Source organism: Pseudomonas sp. efr-133-TYG-23, assembly GCF_030209215.1.
Taxonomy (GTDB): Bacteria; Pseudomonadota; Gammaproteobacteria; order Pseudomonadales; family Pseudomonadaceae; genus Aquipseudomonas; species Aquipseudomonas rhodesiae.
This window is the reverse complement of record NZ_JARVSL010000008.1, coordinates 44,239-63,162: the sequence shown is the minus strand read 5'-3', so window position 1 is coordinate 63,162 and position 18,924 is coordinate 44,239. Positions and strand designations below refer to the sequence as shown.

Sequence of the window (18,924 nt, the reverse complement as noted above, 5' to 3'; positions counted from 1 at the left end):
ATGCTGAGTAGAACCGCCGCAGACCTGTATTGGATGTCCCGCTACCTGGAGCGCGCCGAAAACCTGGCGCGCATGCTCGAAGTCAGTTATTCGCTGTCGCTGATGCCCCAGGCCGGGCGCAGCGACGGCTTGGACGAACTGGCCATGTCGTTGCTCAGCAGCGGCACTTTGGACAGCTATCTGGAACGTCACACCCAACTGGACGCCGAGCGCATGCTGCACTTCTTCGCCCTTGACGAAGAAAACCCCGCCAGCATCTATAACTGCCTGCGCGCCGCGCGGGGCAACGCCCATGCGGTACGCGGACGTATCACCGCCGATATGTGGGAGAACCTCAACGCCACCTGGCTGGAAATGCGCAGCATCGCCGCCGGCGGCCTGGGCCGACACGGCATTAGCCACTTCTGTGACTGGGTCAAGCAGCGGTCGCACCTGTTTCGCGGGGCAACATCGGGCACCATCATGCGCAACGATGCCTATCGCTTCATCCGCCTGGGCACGTTTGTCGAGCGCGCTGACAACACGTTGCGCCTGCTGGATGCGCGCTATGAGATGTTTGGCGAAGAATCGGAAGAAGTCAGCGACCTCTCGGCGCGCGGTTATTACCAGTGGAGCGCTCTGCTGCGCGCGTTGTCGTCGTTCGAAGCCTATACGCAGCTGTACCCGAACGCGCTGAATGCCCGTTCGGTCTCAGAGCTACTGTTATTGCGCAGCGACGTGCCGCGTTCACTGCATGCCTGTGTCGAGGAACTGAACCACATCCTCGCCGACCTGCCCGGCAGCTACGGGCGCACGGCGCAACGCCTGGCGGCGGAGTTTGAAGCGCGGCTGCGCTACACCGGGATCGATGAAATTCTCGAAGACGGCCTGCACAGCCGGCTTACGGAGTTTATCGACACCGTGCGCGAATTGGCGCGGGCGATTCACAGCTCCTATCTCGAAGTGGTCTGAGGCCTCAGGGGCGGCCCAGGAAGTCGAGCAGCAGCGCATTCACCTGCGTGGCCTGCTCGTTCTGGATCCAGTGACCGCAGTGGGGCAACACATGCTGCTCCAACTGCGGCACGCAGTCAGGCATGCGTTTGAGTGTGTGGGCTTCGAAGACACCTACCGGATCGCGGTCGCCGATCAGGAACAACGTCGGCTGCATCACCTGCCGCCCGGCCAAGAACTCGGTGCGCTGCCAATTGCGCTCGAAATTGCGGTACCAGTTCAACGGGCCGCGAAAGCCATGTTCGGTGAAGGTCTGCACGTACACATCCAAATCTTCTTGGGAACACCAACCGGGCAGCGGACCCGGCACAGGCACGCCTTCAAGCAAGGTGGCGTCGGCAGGTTTTTGCTGGAGGAACACATCCTGATCCTGCATAAACAGCCGCAACGTGCGCTCGATATCGGCGTTCAGTTCGCGTTCGGCCACTCCAGGCGCCTGGAAATACAGAATGTAATTGAAGCGATCGGCATACAGCTCGCGCATGATCTCGATCACCGGCCGGCGCGCACGCCCGGCAAACGGTACCGACATTGTGATCAAGCGGGTGATGCGCTCAGGCTCAAGCAATGCCAAATGCCAGGCCACCACTGCGCCCCAGTCATGCCCGACCATCACCACCTGGGTATGCCCGAAATGATCCATGGCCTGTTGGATATCGGCGCACAAGGTCAACAGGTCATAGGCAGCGATCTCGGCCGGCGAGCTGGATGGCCCGTAACCGCGCATCTGTGGCACGAACACCCGATAGCCTGCCGCAGCCAGGGCCGGGATCTGTTCGCGCCAGGAGTGCCAACATTCGGGAAAGCCATGAAGCAACCAGATGGGCGCGCCATTTTCCGGCCCGGCGATATGCACGCACAGTTCAATACCGTTGACCTTGAGGGTGCTCATCTGGCTATCGTTCATGGTTGGCTTCCTTGGAATGGCCCAGAATGCGAGGAAAGAGTGAGGGAGGTGCGGGATTTGCACCAGCATCATTTGCGCCAAATGCTCGGTCATCAGCGCCGCTCGGGGGCTGATAGCCAAGAACCGGGGTGCATGAGGTCAGGACGAAGTTGCCCACCAGCTCGGCAACAACGGCCGTACCCGCGCCTCACCGAAACGATCGTCGATCAACATCACCACGCCTTGGTCCTGCTGGCTGCGGATAACCCTGCCGGCTGCCTGCACGACTTTTTGCAGGCCTGGATACAGATAGGTGTAGTCGTAGCCTGAACCGAAAATCGCGGCCATGCGCCGCTTCATCTGTTCATTGACCGGGTTCAGCTGCGGCAGGCCCAGGGTGGCGATAAATGCGCCGATCAAGCGCGCGCCGGGCAAGTCGATACCCTCGCCAAACGCGCCGCCGAGCACGGCGAACCCCACCCCTTGGCTATGTTCGGTGAACTGGTCGAGAAAGCCCTGGCGCTCAGCCTCGGCCATGCCCCGTGACTGCTGCCACAGCGGGATGTGCGGGTGCTGTTCGGCCAGGCGCTGCGCCACTTGTTGGAGGTAATCGAAGCTGGAAAAAAACGCCAGGTAGTTACCGGGTTGCTGCGCGTATTGCTGGGCGATCAGCTCAACGATGGGGCCCACCGACGCCTCGCGATGCACGAATCGGGTCGAGATCTCATCGACAATGCGCACCCGCAATTGCTCGGCCTTGAACGGCGACGCCACGTCCACCCACGCCGTGTCCGCAGGCAAGCCCAGCAAGTCGGCGTAGTAATGGCGCGGGCTTAACGTGGCGGAAAACAACACGCTGCTGCGGGCAGCGGTCAGTCGTGGGCGGATGAACTCGGCGGGCACCACATTGCGCAGGCACAGGGTCGAGCTGCTGCGTTTGCCGCCCAAGGAGCGTTTAGTGATGTCGAAGATGAAGTGTTCGTTGAACAACTCGGCCACTTTGGCAAATTGCAGCGCGTCAAAGTAAAAAGCTTGCAGGTCGCCGGCCAGGGCTTCGGGGTGATCGTTGAAGTAATCGCCCATGGCACTCGCGCACAGGCTCAAGGCACTGAGCATTTTATCGGGCCTGGCGTCATAAGCCTGGTACGGCGCCACTTGCGCCTTGTGCAGCGCGTTCCACTCGCGATTGAGGCGCTGCAAAGGCTTTTTCAGGGCCTCGGGCGCCTCGTCGCGCAACGTCTTGAGGCGGTACTGATCAAGGCTGGCGCTGTACATCCCGCGCGCGCGCTCCACCAGGTTATGAGCTTCGTCCACCAGTACCGCGGCGCGCCATTGGTTGAGCTGGGCGAGGCCGAACAGCATGGCGCCGAAGTCGAAATAATAGTTGTAGTCGGCTACGACCAGGTCAGCCCAGCGCGCCATTTCCTGGCTCAGGTAATACGGGCAAACGTTGTGGGCCAGGGCGACCTCACGCAGATTGCGCTGGTCGAGCAGCCTTAGCTTGGCCGCAGCGCTACGTGCGGCGGGCAAGCGGTCGTAAAAACCTTTGGCCAAGGGGCAGGATTCGCCGTGACAGGCTTTGTCCAAGTGCTCGCAGGCTTTGTCCCGTGCCACCAGTTCCAGCACACGCACATGCAAGTCCGGGTTGCGGGTGAACAGCACCTGGGCGGCATCCAGAGCAAGCTTGCGCCCAGGGGTTTTGGCCGTGAGAAAGAACACCTTGTCCAACTGCTGCGGCGCCAACGCCTTGAGCAGCGGAAAAATCGTGCCGATGGTCTTGCCAATGCCGGTGGGCGCCTGGGCCATCAGGCACCGGCCGGTGCTGACCGCTTTGTACACCGACTCGGCCAGAACCCGCTGGCCGGGGCGAAAGTCGGCATGGGGGAAGCCAAGGTTCTGCGCCGCGCGGTCGCGCGCCTCTCGGTGATCCATCTCCCGCCGGGCCCAATCCAGAAACAGCGCACATTGCTGGTTGAAGAACGCTTCCAGGGCGTGGGCCTGGAAGCGCTGACTGAGCAGGGTTTCGCCCTCGCCAACGATATCGAAGTAGACCAGCGCCAGATCGATCTCTGTCAGCCCCAGTTTCTGGCACATCAGCCAGCCATACACCTTGACTTGAGCCCAGTGCAGTTGGCGGTGGTTGGCGGGTTGGGCGTCGAGGTCGCCGCGGTAGGTTTTGACCTCTTCCAGGCGCTGGCTGTCCGGGTCGTAGCCGTCCGCCCTGCCCCGCACCTTGAGCTGCTGGTACTCGCCTTCCAGGGCCACTTCGTTTTGATAATGCGGGCTGCGGCGCGACGCCACGGTGCGGTGGCCGACGATCCCTTCCTGGGCGCTGGGCGACGGGGTGAAACGCAGGTCCAGGTCACCGACCTTGGCGGTGAACTCACACAAGGCACGTACCGCCACGCTGTAACTCAAGCCGGTTGCTCCGCCCAGCGCACGTAGCAGACCGTGACCGGCATCTGGTATTCGCCACAGAACTCCAGCCAGCGCAGTTGGTTGTCTTGCAGGCGGTCGCCGGGGCCTTTGACCTCGATCATGCGGTAGGTTTTTTGCGCCGGCCAGAACTGGATCAGGTCCGGCATGCCGGAGCGATTGGCGCGGATGTCCAACAGCAAGCGCTCGAACCAGTAGCGCAGGTGGGCGGCGGGCAGGCATGCGAGGGCTTGCTCCAGCAGCTCTTCGCTGAGCAGGTTCCAGAACACGAACGGCGACTGGATGCCCCATTTATCGCGGTAACGCTGGCGAATGGTGGTTTTGTAGCGCTCGTCCTGCAGTTGCTCGAAACAGGCGGCGAACAGCGGTGCGCGGCGTTGGTGGAAGTCTTCACTGTGCAGGTCCACCGGGCCACGCTGGAACGGGTGGAAAAACGCACCGGGCAACGGCGCGAAAATCACCTCCCAGCACAGCAGGCCGAACAGCGAATTGATCAGGCCGTTTTCCACGTAATGCACCGGCGCGTCCGGCGCGCTGAGATGGGCCTGTACGCAGTATTCAACGGACATCTGCGGCTCGGGCAACGCCAGGTCCAGGTCCAGGCGCGTGACCGGACGCGGCTTGGGTTTGGGCAGCGCCGGTTCACCCAGTTTGCGCCGCAGGCGCGGCACCACACGCAGCAAGTGCTGCTGTTCGGCGGCGCTTTCCGGTGCCTGCTGCGCGGCGCTGGCCAGGGCCAAGGCTTGGACGTAATCCTCCTGGCGTTCCAGTACGCGGATCAAGCGCGCGCGGGCACCGGGGTAGGTGCAGGCGCGGTAGATCTGCTGCGCCAACCCCAATTCGGCGCTGCGTTCACAGGATTGGCCCACCTGGAACAACAGTTTGGCCCGACGCTTTTCCAGCCACGGGTTGTCGGTACGCAGGCTGGCGATCCGAGCCAGGACCTCGTCCACGGCCTCGCCGCTTTCAAAGGCGTGCTGACACTGGTGCAGAAACAGATAGCCGTGCACGTCGTCACGGCTGCGCAGGCCACGGGACTCGGCGCAGAACTCGACTTTTTCATAGGTGTAGATGCCCAGGTCCGCCAATACGAATTCGGACCAGTCCTGATGCAAATTGCCAAAGAACATCAGGCGCAGGCGGTCGCACAATTCCATCACCGTGAGGCTGTAGAGCGTGTCGACCAGGTCCGGGCACCACTGCGCAAAACTGCGCGGCTCGTTGAATCGCGCAGCCAACCCTTCCAGCCAGTCGGCTTTCTTGCCTTTGGGTTGTTCGATCCAGGGTTTGAACGCACTGAGCAATTCACTTTTTTGCAACAGCGCGAACAGCTCCTCAATGGCCAGCAGACAGTGGCCGTCCACCCAGCCCAGCGCCAATAACGGCGCGGCGGCCGCATGGGGGCAACCTATCTCGACATAGTTGAGTTTGCCCGCACGAAAGTGCACGCCTTTGCGCATCACCATACGCACCAACAGAGCCTGGGAAGGCTGCGGCAACCTGTCGAATTGCTGAATGAAATGCTGTTCGTCAGTATCGAGCAAATCGGCATAGCGCTGCCCCAGCCAACGCAGGACCTGGCGGAAGTTATGCAGGTAGTAGAGCGGATCGTCGAGGGGGTTGGCCATGGCGCGCGGTGATCAAATACTGGTTATGCATACAGAGTGCCGTTGCCGTGGCTGTGTTGCAATCGGTAATAGATAAATGGCGCACGCAACTTTTTGTATAAAAGTGATCTGATGGGGAAGCCGATGGCGTAACATTTATACCCCGCTGCGTCTGGCGCGGGACTTTTCAAGGTTAAAGGTAAGGGTTATGAACATGAAGAATCTGGGTCTGCCACTGGTTGCGCTCACTTTTCTGGCACTGGCCGGTTGCGCCACGCAAACCGTCGTCACGCTGCAAAACGGCACGCAATACCTGACCAAAGACTCACCTAAAACCAAAACCGCAGACGGGTTCTACGAATTCACCGATATCGCCGGCAAGCGCATCCGCGTCAAAGCCGATGACGTGGCCACCGTCCGCAAAGAAGACTGATCCCAACGCGCAAAAGCGCCAGTCTGAAGGAAAGCACACTGTGGAAGGGGGACCAAGGTGGGAGGGGGCTAGCCCCCGGTAACACCCAACCAGCCCCCTCCCTGCCCCTTCAGCCGATCACAACCCCCTCCCCCAACACCCCGCTAACGCCCACCAACGTCACCGAATCCGCCCCGAAACTGATCACCGTATCCCCACCCACCACCTTGGCGTGATCACGGTAATCCCCGCTGCCCGCCACACCCTCGAACACGAGTTTATCCGTCGGCTGATAACCGATAATTCGATCCTGCCCAAACTGGCCGCTGAACAAAAAGGTGTTATGCCCGCTGCTGTCGCGGATCGTGTCATTGCCCTTGCCGCCTTCGATAAAGTCCGCGCCCTTGCCGCCCTGGATCAGATCATCGCCATCGCTGCCAATGATAAAAGTGTCGCCTGTGTGCGGTTCGGCGTTGCGGTTCAGGTCCTGCACCCAAGTGGTGGCCCGTGCCGGGTCGGATAGATTGGCCACGATAATCGTCGAGTCCCGGTTCATCTGTTCATAGAACCCGGACTCCAGAATGCGCCCCATGCCGTCGCCGTAGCCGGTCGGCAAGTGCGAGATCCAGGTCGGCAGATTGGCGATGGAAAACGGCAGCACATTCCACAGGGTCGAGGCGTAGTGATCGTTGAAGCTGACAATGTTGTCAGTGGTGGACTCGTGGGGTTTGTCGTGAATACCGAGCGTCGACAGGTTGGCGGATGAGCCGTCCAAAGCGCGGAACACCGGGTCGTTTTCGTAGCCGATATTAAGCACCTTGTCGCTGGCACTCTGGGTCGGTGAGGCGTAGGCCAAGTAGTTGGCGTCCTTATAGAACCCGGACCACTTGGCCTCGCTCAAATCGGCCATGCTGTTGACCGCCAGGCCGCCAAGGCTATGGCCGCTGACCAGCACATCCTGGCCGCTCAGACCGTGGGCCGCCGCATACTCGGCGACGTTCTTGAGCAAGCCGCCGAATGCTTCGCCGGCGTAGTTCTTCGCGTAATCCTTGGGACCCAGCGCCGCAAGCAGGTCGCTGACCAGATCGCCGATGGAGTCGGTGATCAGCGTCTCCCTTGGGCCAGACGTGCCGCGAAAACCGATGCCGATTTCCTGCAACTGGCCCGCGTCATCGTACTTGCCCAGCACCTCGACCTGGGCCGTGGTATAGCCGGCCTTTTCGCCGAAGAACGTGCCCCGGGCGTCGACCTTGCCGGTATACCCGAGGGTGCTGGCGCTGATGGGCGTCCAGCCGGCCTTCTGCACCGCTTCGAGCGCGGCCTTCTCCGAATCCGGGTTCCAGGGAATGCCTGGGATCACACCCTGGGAGTCCGTACTGCCGAGCAATGCGCCGACCAGAGTAGCCGGCAAGCCGACGCCCAGGCCATTGTGCTGGTAGCCCACGGCAAAGCCGTTATCCAGGTTGTGGTAGGTATACAACGTGATCGCCATGGCATCGGCAAACAACGCTTTGGAGCCCTCGGCCCCAAGGTTTTTATAGTCAAACACGCCCATGATATTGCCTCTCTTGTTGTTAAATTTATCGAGAACGTCCATCACCCTCTAAACGCTTGCCCTGGTAGTGAGCGGGCTTGCCACAGCAAACCCGCTCTCGGCTCAGAATGCCCAGTCGAGGCTCAAGCCCACGCCATGCACCTTGTCTTTGCTCGCCAACAGGCCGTTGTAGTCAAAATTCACCCGCGCGTCCTTGCTCAACGCCAGGCTTATGCGAGCGCCCACCAAGGCCGCATCACGGGCCATCGGCGCACTTTCCACGGCGAACGACGGACCGCCCGAGGCAAATGCCAGGTGCTGTTCGGCGTCCACGCTGCTCAGGTTGTGCTGCCAGCCCAAGGTGCCGGACACCTCAAGTGTCTGGTGGTCATTGACGTTGAAGGTTTTCAGAGCGCGCATACCGAGGGTGCTGAGCACCAGGTCGCGGCGGTCGTCACGGGTTTTCAGTGCGGCGGCGTCGCCTTTTTCGTTGACGCCATCGGTGTCCAGATGCACATAGGCCAAGTTGGCAAACGGCTCTAGCGCCAGCGGTTGCAGGTTGACGCGGTACGCCGCTTCGCCGAACACCTGGGTGCTGCGCGCATCGACTTTGGCTTTCTGCTTGCCAGCCACTTCACCGTATTGCAGGTCGCGTTTCACATCGGCGCGATGCCAGCTGTAGGTAGCGCCGCCGCTCAGGCGCCAGGCGCCGATCTCATGCCCGGCGTACGCACCGAAGTGGTAGCTGTCCACCGCTGCCCGCGAGTGGGTGCCACTGCCCATATTCAGCGAGGTGTCGCTGTAACCGGCGACCAAACCCAGGCGGGTGTCGTCATCCAGCGCGCCGTCGACCCCGGCGAGCATGCCGCCGATGGAGGTGGTATAGCCTGCGGTGTCGCTGCGGCTGTCGGTCTTGCCCCACGCGCCCAGTGCCTTGACCCACACGTTGCCACGGCTGTCGACAGTCTGGCTGGTGGCGCCCATCTCGCCGTTCTGCAAGCGCTCGCCCACGGCTTCGCGCAGGTAGCGGCTGTCATTGAGCAGTGCCGTCTGCAGCGCCGGGTAGATTTCACCGGACAATTGCTGGAACGCATCCTGCGCCGAAGCGGCATTCGGCGCGGTCAGCAGGCTCTCATACACCGCATTGCCCGCCCCTAATTGCTCAGCGGCAGCCGCAACGGCGCGTTGGTTATCGGTAACCGCGGCACTGGCGAAGCTGTTGGCATTGCGCACTACATCCAGTTGAACGCCCGAGGCGGCGTAGTCCAGGGTGCCGCCGATAAACAGATAATCCGGCAGAACCGCGCCAAAGCTGCCGTTGATACCCCCAGCGGCTTGCAGGATGTTGTATTGGCGACCGATCAGGCTCTGCGCCTGGGCGCCGCTGAGCAGAGTCGGGCTGTTTTCCAGAGCCAGGGTCACAGTGCCGCCGTTGAGGGTGGCGGTACCACCGGCCACGATGCGATCACTGCTGGTAGGAGACAGTTCCACCGCATAGGTCGAGCCGGGCTCGAAGGTTACGTCACCGGCCACATTCAGCGTACCGATGGAGTTACCCGGCGCCACCGTGCCGCCGCGGGTTGCCAGCAGCGAGCCGACGCGACCGGAGCCGCCCAGCACACCGCTCTGCCCGACGGTCACAGCCGATGTCACCGAACCGTTGATCGCCAGCAGCCCCTGGTTCACCAGGGTCGGGCCGCTGTAGGTGTTGGTGCCGGTGAGCACCAAGGCGCCGATGCCCTGTTTGGTCAGGCCGCCATGCCCGCTGATGTTATTGCTCCATACATCCAGCCCACAGTGCACGTCGTTGCAGACGCGCTGGGTCGGTTTGCCGGCATCTACTACCGCGCCGATGCCCGGCAAGTCCGCAACGAACTGGCCGCTGCCATACGCGCCGTCGATACGGAATTCGGCAGGAATATCCTCTGCGGTAACGAACATCCCCGGGCCGTTGACCGCCTTGCCCAGGTTGATCATGCCCCAGCCATACAACGAGTCGATGCCCGGCGCGCCCAGATCTGTGGCGGTGGTTTTCAGCAGCGTGGAGATCTGCTCGCCATTCATATACGGGAAGCGTTCCATCAACACCGCCGCGCTACCGGCCACATGAGGCGCAGCCATGGACGTGCCGTTGAAGTTGGCGTAGTCGGTGGTGAGGTTGTCCAGGCTGGTGCCGTTGATCACCGAGCTGTAGATCTTGGTGCCCGGTGCCGACACGCAAAAACTCGCCGCGTAACCGCAGCGCGACGAGAAGGTGCTGATCACGTACGGATTGGCGCTGCTGGTATCCGGGTTTTGCTGCAATGCGGCCACGGACAGCCAGTTCGGCGCGATGTCCGGCACAAAGTACGCCAGGCCCGAGATCGCGTCCGGGTTGTTGCGGTTGTAATCGTTGCCGGCGGCGAAGATGGTCAGCACCCCGCTGCGCGCGGCATTGATCGCACCGTCATAGGCACCGCCGCCCAGGGTGCCGAGGATCGGCCGGATATTGTCGAACTGCGCCTGGGCTTCGTTGACGGTGAAATTCGGGTACGCCGGGTCGCGGCCTCCCTGGGCGTATTGGTCACCGATTCCGATACCCCAACTGTTGTTGATAATGCGCGCGCCGCTGGCCACCAGAGCGTCCCAGCCGGCTTTGTAGACCGCGCCGTCGTTGCCCAGGATGATCCCGTCTTCCGGCCCAGGATCGCCGTTCTCGGCACTGATGATTTGCGCATTGAACGCCACGCCGTGCATCGGCCCGCCATCGCGGTTGCCGGCGGCAATACCGCCGACGTGGGTGCCGTGGTTGCCCAGTTTGCCGTTGGAGCCCAGGGACGGTGTGCCGTCATAGCGAAACGCGTCGCCGGCTTTGACCGGGATATACGGGTCGGTGTATTGACGAATGCCCTCGGTGACAATCGTCACCACCTTGCCGGGGCTGGCGAACTCCGGGTGCTGGGCGTACACCGGCTGGTCGAAGATCCCCAGTTTGACGCCCTTGCCGGTGTAGCCGGCGGCATAAGCGCTGTCGGCGTTGACGGCGCCCAGGCCCCAGTCGGCCTTGAATTCGTTGCTGCGCCAACTCGCCGCGTCGCCCAGCTTGCCGGTTTCCACATAAGGCGCGGCCTGGGCCGTCCCCAGGCTGGCCAGTACGGCGGTGATGACCCCTGATTTGCGTATATTCACGGTGACCTTCCTTAGTTTTCTTATTGCAGGTGTGTAGATCGCTTCAGAACTGCCAGTTCAAACTCAGGCCCACGCCTTGGGTGTTTTCACGCCCAGCCAGTTGGCCGTGGTAATCCAGGTTGACCCGCGTCGATGCACTCAGCGCCAGGCTGGCCTGCACACCTACCAGTGCGGCATCGCGCAACAGCGGCGAACTGCGCACGGCGAACGAAGGCCCGCCGGCGACAAACCCCAGGTGCTCTTCGGATTCGACGGCGGTAAGGCTGTGCTGCCAGCCCAGCGAACCGGAGAGTTCCAACTGCTGGTGGTCATTGAGCGCGACGGTTTTCAACACGCGTGCGCCCAGGGTGCTGAGTACCGCGTCGCGACGGTCGCTGCCGCGGTGCAGGGCGGCGGCGTCGCCTTTTTCGTGCCAGCCATCGCTGTCCAGGTGCACATAGGCCAGGTTGGCGAACGGTTCCAGCGCCAGCGGTTGCAGTTGAATGCGATACGCCGCTTCGGTGAACAGCTGGGCCGTGCGCGCCTCCAGCTTGGCTTTCTGTTTGCCGCTGACGTCGCCGTATTGCAGGTCGCGCTTCACATCGCCGCGATGCCAGCTGTAGGCAGCGCCGCCGGTCATGCGCCAGTTGCCCCACTCCCGCCCGATATAGGCGCCAACGTGGTAGCTGTCGATGGAAGCCGATGAGTGCGTGCCGCTACCCAGGCTCAGGGAACTGTCGCTGTAGCCGGCGACCAAGCCGACACGGGTCTGCTCGTCCAGTGCGCCGTCCACACCGGCCAGCACGCCACCAAGGGAGGTAGTGGCACCCGCCGTTTCGCTGCGCGCATCGGTCTTGCCCCAGGCACCCAGCGCCTTCAGCCACAGGTTGCGCTCGCCGCTGGTGGGTACATGGCGCAGCCGTTCGCCCACCGCATCGCGCAATTGCAGGCTGTCGTTGATCAGCATCGCGCCGATCCCCGGGTAGATCTCCCCCGACAACTGCTGTAGCCCCTGTTGCGCGGCGGCCAGAGACTCGCTGCGCACCATGCTTTCGTACACCGGGTTACCCGCGCCCAGTTGCTCGGCGGCGGTGGCCACGTTGCGTTGGTTACGCGTGGCGCCGACGCTGGCGAAACGGGCGTCGTTGCGCACCACTTGCAACTGCACACCGCCGGCGGCGTAATCGAGGCTGCCACCGAGGAACAGGTAGTTGGGCAGCACCTGACCGAACTGGCCTTCAATACCGCCAGCGGCCTGGAGGATGCTGTACTGGCGACCGACCAGACTCTGCGCCTGTGCGCCGCTGAGCAAGGTCGGACTATTTTCCAGGGCCAGGGTCAGCGTGCCGCCGTCGAGCAGCGCCTTGCCGCCCGCCACGATGCGGTCGCTGCTGCTGGGGGTCAGCTCCACGGCATAGGTGGAGCCTGCGCCCAGCGTCACATCACCGGCCACTTGCAGGGTCCCCACGGAGTTGCCCGGCGCCACCCGGCCTCCGCGATTAACCGTCAGCGCGCCAATACGCCCCGAGCCGCCAAGGGTACCGCTGTCGTTGACGCTCACGGCCGAGGTCAATGTGCCGTTTACCGCCAGCAGGCCGCCGTTGACGGTGGTCGCGCCGCGATAGGTGCTGTCGCCGTTGAGCACCAGGCTGCCGGCGCCGGATTTGATCAGGCTGCCTTCATAGACACGCGTCGCGGCAGCCTGGTCGCGGGCGTTGCCGACCCCATAGTCGGTCTGGTCCTGCTGGCTGGCATTGGCGCTGACGCCGTTCTGCCAGCCTTTATCGATCAGGGTCTGCTGCCAGGCGGCGTGTTCGGCGCGGTCCTCGGCCTGGCGCTGGAGCAGCGCCTGGTCGCTGATGTCATTGCTCCACACATCGGCCTGCCCGGCCGCCAGGTTGACGTTCATCGCCCCCAGCAATTGCCCCGGCCCGTGCATCGCCCGGCCGAGGTCGGGGACGCCCCAGCCAACCGTGGTGTTGGGCGCCTGGGTGATCGAGCCGTCGAGCTGGGTGGCGGTGGTCAATAGCACCTGCAACGCCTGTTCATTGGTCATGTAGGGGTAGCGTTGCATCACCAGCGCCAGGGCGCCGGTGGCATGGGGCGCCGACATCGATGTACCGGATTTGACCCCGTAGCCACCGTCGGGAATGGTGCTGTTGATCAGCGCACCCGGCGTGGAAATACACCAGTACTTGGCGATTCCGCACTTGTTGTATTTCTGGTTATTGGCTTTATCCAGCCCCGAGACGGCCAACCAATGCCCCTCCAACTCCGGCTGAAAATACGGCAGCGCCGAGCGCACGCTGGCGTTCGCATAACCACTGTTGCCGGCGCTGAACACATTGATCACGCCGGCCTTGGCTACGTCTGCGGCTGCATCCAGCCAAGTGCTGCGGTTGTAGTGCTGGGCGTAGGCGGCGTGAAGGTCGCCGAGGGTCTGGTAGCTGACATCCTTGGGCTGGCTGCCCCAGCTGTTGTTGATCGCGCGCACGCCGGAATCCACCAGAGCGCTGTACACCGCCTTGAAGTACTTGGGGTCAGGGGTCGGGCCGAACAGGAAACTGTCGTTGGCGTTGGTGTTGCCCACATAAATCTGGGCGTTGTAGGCCACACCGTGCATGCCCACGCCATCGCGCGCCGCGCCCAGAGTGCCAGTGACGTGGGTGCCATGGGAGTCGTTGTTGGGGTTCAGCGCGCCAGTGGTGTTAAACGGAGTGCCATCCACGTAAGTGCCGGTGGCGGTGACCGGATGGAATCGGGCTTTGTCAGCTTCCGGGTGGTTGGCATCGAAGCCCGAGTCCAGCGCGCCGATCCGGACCCCTGTGCCATCGATACCGGCGGCGTAGGCTTCGTTGGCGTGCAGGCGGTCCAGGCCCCAGTCGCTCAGGTACTCGGCCGAGCGCCAACTGGCCGGGTTACCGGGCTGGCCGGCCTCCAGGTACTGCGCCTGGGCCGTCATGGACAATAGCAACAGCGAACCGGCGGTGAAGGGTTTGAAACGCAAGGAGTCAGAGCTCATCAAACGGTGTCCTTATTGTTATGGGCGTGGGTTCACCGGGCCGAAGGCCTCGTCGACTTTGGCCAGGTCGGTATCACGCAAGTTGCCCGCGTAGTAATGCAATTTGGTCCAGGCCATGAGGTAGTCGTAGCGCGCCTGGGCCAGGTCGCGGCGGGTGCTGTAGAGCTGCTGCTCGGCGTTCAGCGCGTCGAGGTTGACCCGCTCGCCACCGAGGATGCTTTGCTGGGTCGACACCACCAGGGCTTCGGCCGACGCCAGGGCCTTCTGGTAGGCGCGCAGCTTGCTCACCCCTGACAGGCACGCGCTGAACTGGCGCCGCAGTTCGATCAGGGTTTCGCGGGTCTTGCCTTCCAGCTCGTATTCGGCCTGTTCCATGGCGCGGCTGGCCTGGCGCGTGGACGCCGACACGCCGCCGCCGGCATACAGCGGCACGCTGACTTCCACGCCGATGGTGTTGGTGTCGTAGCGCTGGTTGTAGGTGTTGCCGCTGTCGGACTCTTGCTGGCGCGAACTGGCATAGGCCGTGATCTTGGGCAAGTGCCCGGCGCGGTTGCGCTCCACTTCGTAACGCGCCACTTCCAGGGCCTGGCGCTGGGACGCCAACACCGGGTTATTGCTGATCGCCAGCTCATGCCAGGTGTCGTAATTGGCCGGGGTCAGGGTGAAGGCGGTGAACCCTTGATTCAGCGGCGCCAGGTCATGGATGTCGACGCTCGGCACGCCGATCAACGCGCCCAGTTCGCGCAGTGAGGCGTCCTGCTCATCCAGGGCCTGGATCTCCTCGGCGGTAGCCAGCTCATAGCGCGATTCGGCTTCCAGGATATCGGTGCGGGTGCCCTCGCCTTGCTGGAACAGGTGCCGGTTCTGCTGGAATTGCTGCTCAAAGGCTTTTTTCTTGGCCCGCGCGATGTCGATCTGGTCCTGGGCGAACAGCGCCTGGGTGTAATAGGTCAGCACCCGCACCAGCAAGGCCTGGCTCTTGTCGCGAAAGCTTTCATCGGCGAACAGCGCCTGAGCCACGCCTTTGCGGTAGTTGGCGTAAGCCTCGTAGTCGAACAACGGCTGTTGCAGGCTAAAAGTGGAGCCGTAGCTGTTGTAGTTGCGGTCGTCGTGATAATTGCCGCCACGGCCGTCAGGCAAGGTGGCCTGGGAGTTGTTGCGCCCCTTGTTGTAGTTGTAGGACAGCCGTGGCAGCAGCCCGGCGCGGCCAATGGTGCGGTTTTCCAGGCCGGCGTCGCGCTCCTTGATGGCGCCGAGGAACACCGGGTCGTTGCGCAGGGCCTGCTCGTACACATCGAACGGGCCCATGGCCGCCTGGGCGTTGGCGCAGGTGAGCAGCAAGGCGAAGAACAGGGTTCTCATGCTCATTCCTCGGTCAACGCCGAGCCGGCACGATCCAGCAAGGGCTTGAACAGGTAATTGAGCAATGAGCGCTCGCCGGTGCGCACAAACATCTCCGCGGGCATGCCCGGTTTGATCACCAGACCGTGGAGTTTTTCCAGCGCCGCGTCGCTCACACGCGTGCGCAGCACGTAATAAGGTGCGCCGGTTTTTTCATCGAGCATCTGGTCGGCGGAGACCAGGCTGACCTCCCCCGGCACCCGGGGTGTACGGCTCTGATTGAAGGCGGTGAACAGAATATCGACCGGTAAATGGGTGCCGACCTTATCCACCAGGTGCACCGGCAGATGCCCTTCCACTTCCAGGCGCGTGCCCTGGGGCACGATTTCCAGCAGGGTTTCGCCGGCGCGCACCACGGCGCCTTCGGTATGCACGCCCAGGTTGACCGCGATGCCATCGGCCGGCGCGGTTATTTCGCTGTGTTGCAGGTCGAAACCGGCGGAGGCCAGTTGCTGTTCCAGGGTGAGGCTGCGCAACTGCGCATCGGCCAGTTGGCTACGCACTTCCTTCTGATATTCCTCGCGGTGCTGTTGCAGCTTGAGGCGCGACTCGACAATGCCCTGCTCCACCCGGCCGCTTTCGCCGCTGTTCTGCGCCAGATCCTGTTGCACTTGGGACAGCTGACGCTGGTACTCCATCAAGCGGTTGCGCGGGATGTAGCCGTTGTCGGCCAGGGGTTGCAGGTTGCTCAGTTGTTCGCGCAGGGACTGAGCCTGGGCGGTCAGGTCGCTGCGCGCGCGGCGCATGCCACCCAGTTGCGCCACGGCACCGTCGATATTGGCGCGGATGCCGGCTTGTTCGCGGGCAAACGCTTCGCGACGGCTGCTGAACAGTTGGCGCTGACCTTCCAGCACCAGCGCCAGGGCCGGGTCGGGGTTGGCGCTCAGTTCGGCGGGGAATGCCACGCTGCTCTGGTTATCCCGCTCGCTCTGCCAACGCGCCACACTGGCCCAGGCCATGCGGTATTGGGCTTGCAGCGAGTGCACATCGGCCTGGCTTTGGGTTTGGTCGAGGCGGAACAGCGGCTGGCCTTGTTTGACCACCTCGCCTTCGCGCACCAGGATGCGGCTGACCACACCAGGGCTGAGGGTTTGCACGGCTTTGCGCTTGCCGGACACCACTACCGTACCCTGCACCGGAATGCCCTGATCCAGCGGCGCCAGGCTGGCCCACAGGAAGAAACCGCCCGCGCCGACCACCGTCAGCAGCCAGCCCATACGCACAAAGAAACCGGCGTCGCGTTGTTCAAGAGTGATACTGCTCATGCGCCTGGATTCCTTCCGGCCTGGTACTGACGACTGAAACTCACGCCGGGTTTTTCCTTCGGCGCTTCCTGTTGGCCGGACAATGCGCGCAGCACGTCCTGGCTCGGCCCAAAGGCTTGCAAGCGCCCTTCGTTAAGCACCAGCAATTTGTCGGCCTGGGCCAGCACCGATGAGCGATGGGTGACCAGCACCACGCTGCTGCCCTGGGCCTTCATCTGCACGATGGCACTGGCCAGTGCCGCTTCGCCGACGGTGTCGAGGTTGGAGTTGGGCTCGTCCAGCACGATCAAGCGCGGTGCGCCGTACAAGGCACGGGCCAGGGCCACACGTTGCTTTTGCCCACCGGACAGGCCGCCGCCGTTGTCTCCCAGTATCGTGTCGTAGCCCTGGGGCAAGCGCAGGATCAACTCATGCACACCGGCTTGCTGCGCGGCGTGCACCACTTGTTCGGGGTCGGCCTCGCGAAAGCGCGCGATGTTGTCGGCAATGCTGCCGCTGAACAGCTCGATATCCTGGGGTAAGTAGCCGATATGCGGGCCGAGGTCGTCGCGGTCCCAGCGGTGGATATCCGCACCGTCCAGGCGCACCGTGCCGGCCAGGGTCGGCCACACGCCCACCAGCACGCGGGCCAGGGTCGATTTGCCGGAACCCGAAGCACCCAGCACCCCCAGCACTTCGCCGGCACCGAGGGTGAAACTGACGTGATGCAAGATTGCATTGCGCTGACCCGGCGGGCCGGCGCTGACCTGCTCGAAACTCACCTGGCCCTTGGGCGCCGGCAAGGCCATCTGCTCGACCTCAGGGGGGAATTCGCGCAGCAATGCGTCCAGGCGCTGATACGCCAGCTTGGCCGAACTCCATTGCTTCCATACCGCAATCAACTGGTCGATGGGGCTGAGCACCCGGCCCATGAGGATGGAACCGGCAATCATCATGCCGGCGGTCATGTCGCCACGGATTACCAGTAACGCCCCCAAGCCCAGCACCAAGGATTGCAGGCACAGACGCAGGGATTTACTCAGGGAGGTGATTACCGAACCGGTGTCGCTGGCGCTGTTTTGCAGGCCCAGGAATTGCGAGTGCACAGCAAACCAGCGTTGGCGTAGCGCGCCGAGCATGCCCATGGCCTGGATGGTTTCGGCGTTGTGCAAATGGCTGGTCGCCAGTTGGGTCGACTGCTGCGAGTAACCGCTGGCCTCACCCAAAGGTTTTTTGGTCAGGTATTCGTTCAGGCACGCCAGGCCGATCAGCAGCAACGCGCCGGCACTGGCCAGCACGCCCAGCCACACGTTGAACAGGAAAATCACAAACAAGTAGATGGGAAACCACGGTGCATCGAAAAACGCGAACAGCGCCGGCCCGGTGATGAACTGGCGGATATGGGTCAAATCCCCCAGGGATTGCCCGGCATGCCCCTGGCCACGTTGCAAGTTGCGTTCGAACGCAGCTTTATACACGCGTAAGTTGAAACGCCGCTCTAACTGGCTGCCGATGCGGATCACGATAAAACTGCGGATGACTTCCAGGGTGCCAATAAACGCGAAGAAGCCGACGACCATCAGCGTCAACATCACCAGAGTGGTTTCATTCTGGGAGGACAGCACCCGGTCATACACTTGAAGCATATAAATCGACGGCACCAGCATCAGCAGATTAATCAACGCGGTAAAACAGCCGATGCTGATCAGAATGCTCTTGTATTCACCCAGCGCTTTGAATAACGGCGCGACGGCATGGGGCTTTGCCATATCTTCTGCTCTTCCTTGAACCAAACGACACGCAATAGTTGCCCCAACCCCTTATATAAGGAGCGGCCAACTAATAAGTACGGGTTATAGCGTTATAACTGCAACTAAGTTTTACGGTGCAGTCTCACTACCGCGCCGGTTGCTGTCTTAGCCTGATACTCGCCTTCTTTCTGCCGGTTCAGGTGAGTGATGCCCGTGCCTTCGGCGTTCATCAGCCAGATCCCGTCCGGGGTCGGCGACCAGCTCAAGGGCTTATCGCCCAACCATTGCGCCACACAGTCAACATCGCCGCTCAAGGCGTTGGCCTGTTCGATCAAGTCCAGGGCGCATACCTGATCCTGTTGCTGCATCTGCCAATGCCCGGCCAGCTGGGCGCTGGAAGGTAAAACAAGACTGCTCGCCATGGCGTGGGCTCCTGCCGATACGCACGTCGCCTGCACCACGCAGGCGACTAAAAATAGGGAAAAACGCTGCAT

Annotated in this window: 12 protein-coding genes; 2 read left to right on the top strand and 10 right to left on the bottom strand. The window is 62.6% G+C overall.

From position 1 onward, the window contains the following. The gene (locus tag QRN41_RS04550) at positions 1-951 is read left to right on the top strand and encodes an alpha-E domain-containing protein (RefSeq protein WP_034097812.1); all 951 of its coding nucleotides are present in this window, start codon (positions 1-3) and stop codon (positions 949-951) included. 4 nt (positions 952-955) lie between these two features. On the opposite strand, the gene QRN41_RS04545 is transcribed toward QRN41_RS04550, so the two are convergent. From QRN41_RS04545 to QRN41_RS04535, 3 genes are all read right to left on the bottom strand, one after another. Next, positions 956-1,897 (bottom strand): alpha/beta fold hydrolase, encoded by a 942-nt coding sequence (locus QRN41_RS04545; RefSeq protein ID WP_285421219.1) that lies wholly within the window; start codon positions 1,895-1,897, stop codon positions 956-958. Positions 1,898-2,035: 138 nt separating this feature from the next. After that, a complete protein-coding gene (locus QRN41_RS04540) occupies positions 2,036-4,294 on the bottom strand; it encodes an ATP-dependent DNA helicase (RefSeq protein WP_285421218.1) in 2,259 nt (752 codons plus the stop codon). After that, positions 4,291-5,940, bottom strand: coding sequence for a VRR-NUC domain-containing protein (locus QRN41_RS04535; protein WP_167417190.1), 1,650 nt, complete (start codon positions 5,938-5,940; stop codon positions 4,291-4,293). The genes QRN41_RS04540 and QRN41_RS04535 overlap by 4 nt, the downstream gene beginning before the upstream one ends. A 187-nt stretch (positions 5,941-6,127) precedes the next feature. Between QRN41_RS04535 and QRN41_RS04530 the strand changes: the two genes are divergently transcribed. Then, complete coding sequence (locus QRN41_RS04530) at positions 6,128-6,352, top strand: YgdI/YgdR family lipoprotein (protein WP_034097805.1); 225 nt, start codon at positions 6,128-6,130, stop codon at positions 6,350-6,352. 109 nt (positions 6,353-6,461) lie between these two features. On the opposite strand, the gene QRN41_RS04525 is transcribed toward QRN41_RS04530, so the two are convergent. The 7 genes from QRN41_RS04525 to QRN41_RS04495 all read right to left on the bottom strand — a co-directional run bounded on the left by QRN41_RS04525 (position 6,462) and on the right by QRN41_RS04495 (position 18,924). Next, positions 6,462-7,886, bottom strand: coding sequence for a polyurethane esterase (locus tag QRN41_RS04525; protein WP_167417191.1), 1,425 nt, complete (start codon positions 7,884-7,886; stop codon positions 6,462-6,464). A 102-nt stretch (positions 7,887-7,988) separates the two neighbouring features. Beyond that, positions 7,989-11,033: an autotransporter serine protease gene (locus QRN41_RS04520; protein ID WP_167417192.1), complete on the bottom strand. Its 3,045-nt coding sequence runs from the start codon at positions 11,031-11,033 to the stop codon at positions 7,989-7,991. Positions 11,034-11,076: 43 nt separating this feature from the next. After that, complete coding sequence (gene eprS, locus QRN41_RS04515; protein WP_167417193.1) at positions 11,077-14,034, bottom strand: autotransporter serine peptidase EprS; 2,958 nt, start codon at positions 14,032-14,034, stop codon at positions 11,077-11,079. Between the two features lie 18 nt (positions 14,035-14,052). Further along, positions 14,053-15,396, bottom strand: coding sequence for a TolC family outer membrane protein (locus tag QRN41_RS04510; RefSeq protein ID WP_167417194.1), 1,344 nt, complete (start codon positions 15,394-15,396; stop codon positions 14,053-14,055). Between the two features lie 2 nt (positions 15,397-15,398). Beyond that, positions 15,399-16,700, bottom strand: a complete 1,302-nt coding sequence (locus tag QRN41_RS04505) for an HlyD family type I secretion periplasmic adaptor subunit (protein ID WP_285421217.1) — start codon at positions 16,698-16,700, stop codon at positions 15,399-15,401. Beyond that, positions 16,697-18,448: a type I secretion system permease/ATPase gene (locus tag QRN41_RS04500; protein ID WP_285421216.1), complete on the bottom strand. Its 1,752-nt coding sequence runs from the start codon at positions 18,446-18,448 to the stop codon at positions 16,697-16,699. The genes QRN41_RS04505 and QRN41_RS04500 overlap by 4 nt, the downstream gene beginning before the upstream one ends. 104 nt (positions 18,449-18,552) lie before the next feature. Then, positions 18,553-18,924, bottom strand: a complete 372-nt coding sequence (locus QRN41_RS04495) for an AprI/Inh family metalloprotease inhibitor (RefSeq protein ID WP_094065669.1) — start codon at positions 18,922-18,924, stop codon at positions 18,553-18,555.

Bases quoted from the DNA above. Each gene is read 5' to 3' on its own strand.
- QRN41_RS04550 (WP_034097812.1), top strand. From the start codon at position 1: ATGCTGAGTAGAACCGCCGCAGACCTGTATTGGATGTCCCGCTACCTG.
- QRN41_RS04545 (WP_285421219.1), bottom strand. From the start codon at position 1,897: ATGAACGATAGCCAGATGAGCACCCTCAAGGTCAACGGTATTGAACTG.
- QRN41_RS04535 (WP_167417190.1), bottom strand. From the start codon at position 5,940: ATGGCCAACCCCCTCGACGATCCGCTCTACTACCTGCATAACTTCCGC.
- QRN41_RS04530 (WP_034097805.1), top strand. From the start codon at position 6,128: ATGAACATGAAGAATCTGGGTCTGCCACTGGTTGCGCTCACTTTTCTG.
- QRN41_RS04525 (WP_167417191.1), bottom strand. From the start codon at position 7,886: ATGGGCGTGTTTGACTATAAAAACCTTGGGGCCGAGGGCTCCAAAGCG.
- eprS (WP_167417193.1), bottom strand. From the start codon at position 14,034: ATGAGCTCTGACTCCTTGCGTTTCAAACCCTTCACCGCCGGTTCGCTG.
- QRN41_RS04510 (WP_167417194.1), bottom strand. From the start codon at position 15,396: ATGAGAACCCTGTTCTTCGCCTTGCTGCTCACCTGCGCCAACGCCCAG.
- QRN41_RS04505 (WP_285421217.1), bottom strand. From the start codon at position 16,700: ATGAGCAGTATCACTCTTGAACAACGCGACGCCGGTTTCTTTGTGCGT.
- QRN41_RS04500 (WP_285421216.1), bottom strand. From the start codon at position 18,448: ATGGCAAAGCCCCATGCCGTCGCGCCGTTATTCAAAGCGCTGGGTGAA.
- QRN41_RS04495 (WP_094065669.1), bottom strand. From the start codon at position 18,924: ATGCAGCGTTTTTCCCTATTTTTAGTCGCCTGCGTGGTGCAGGCGACG.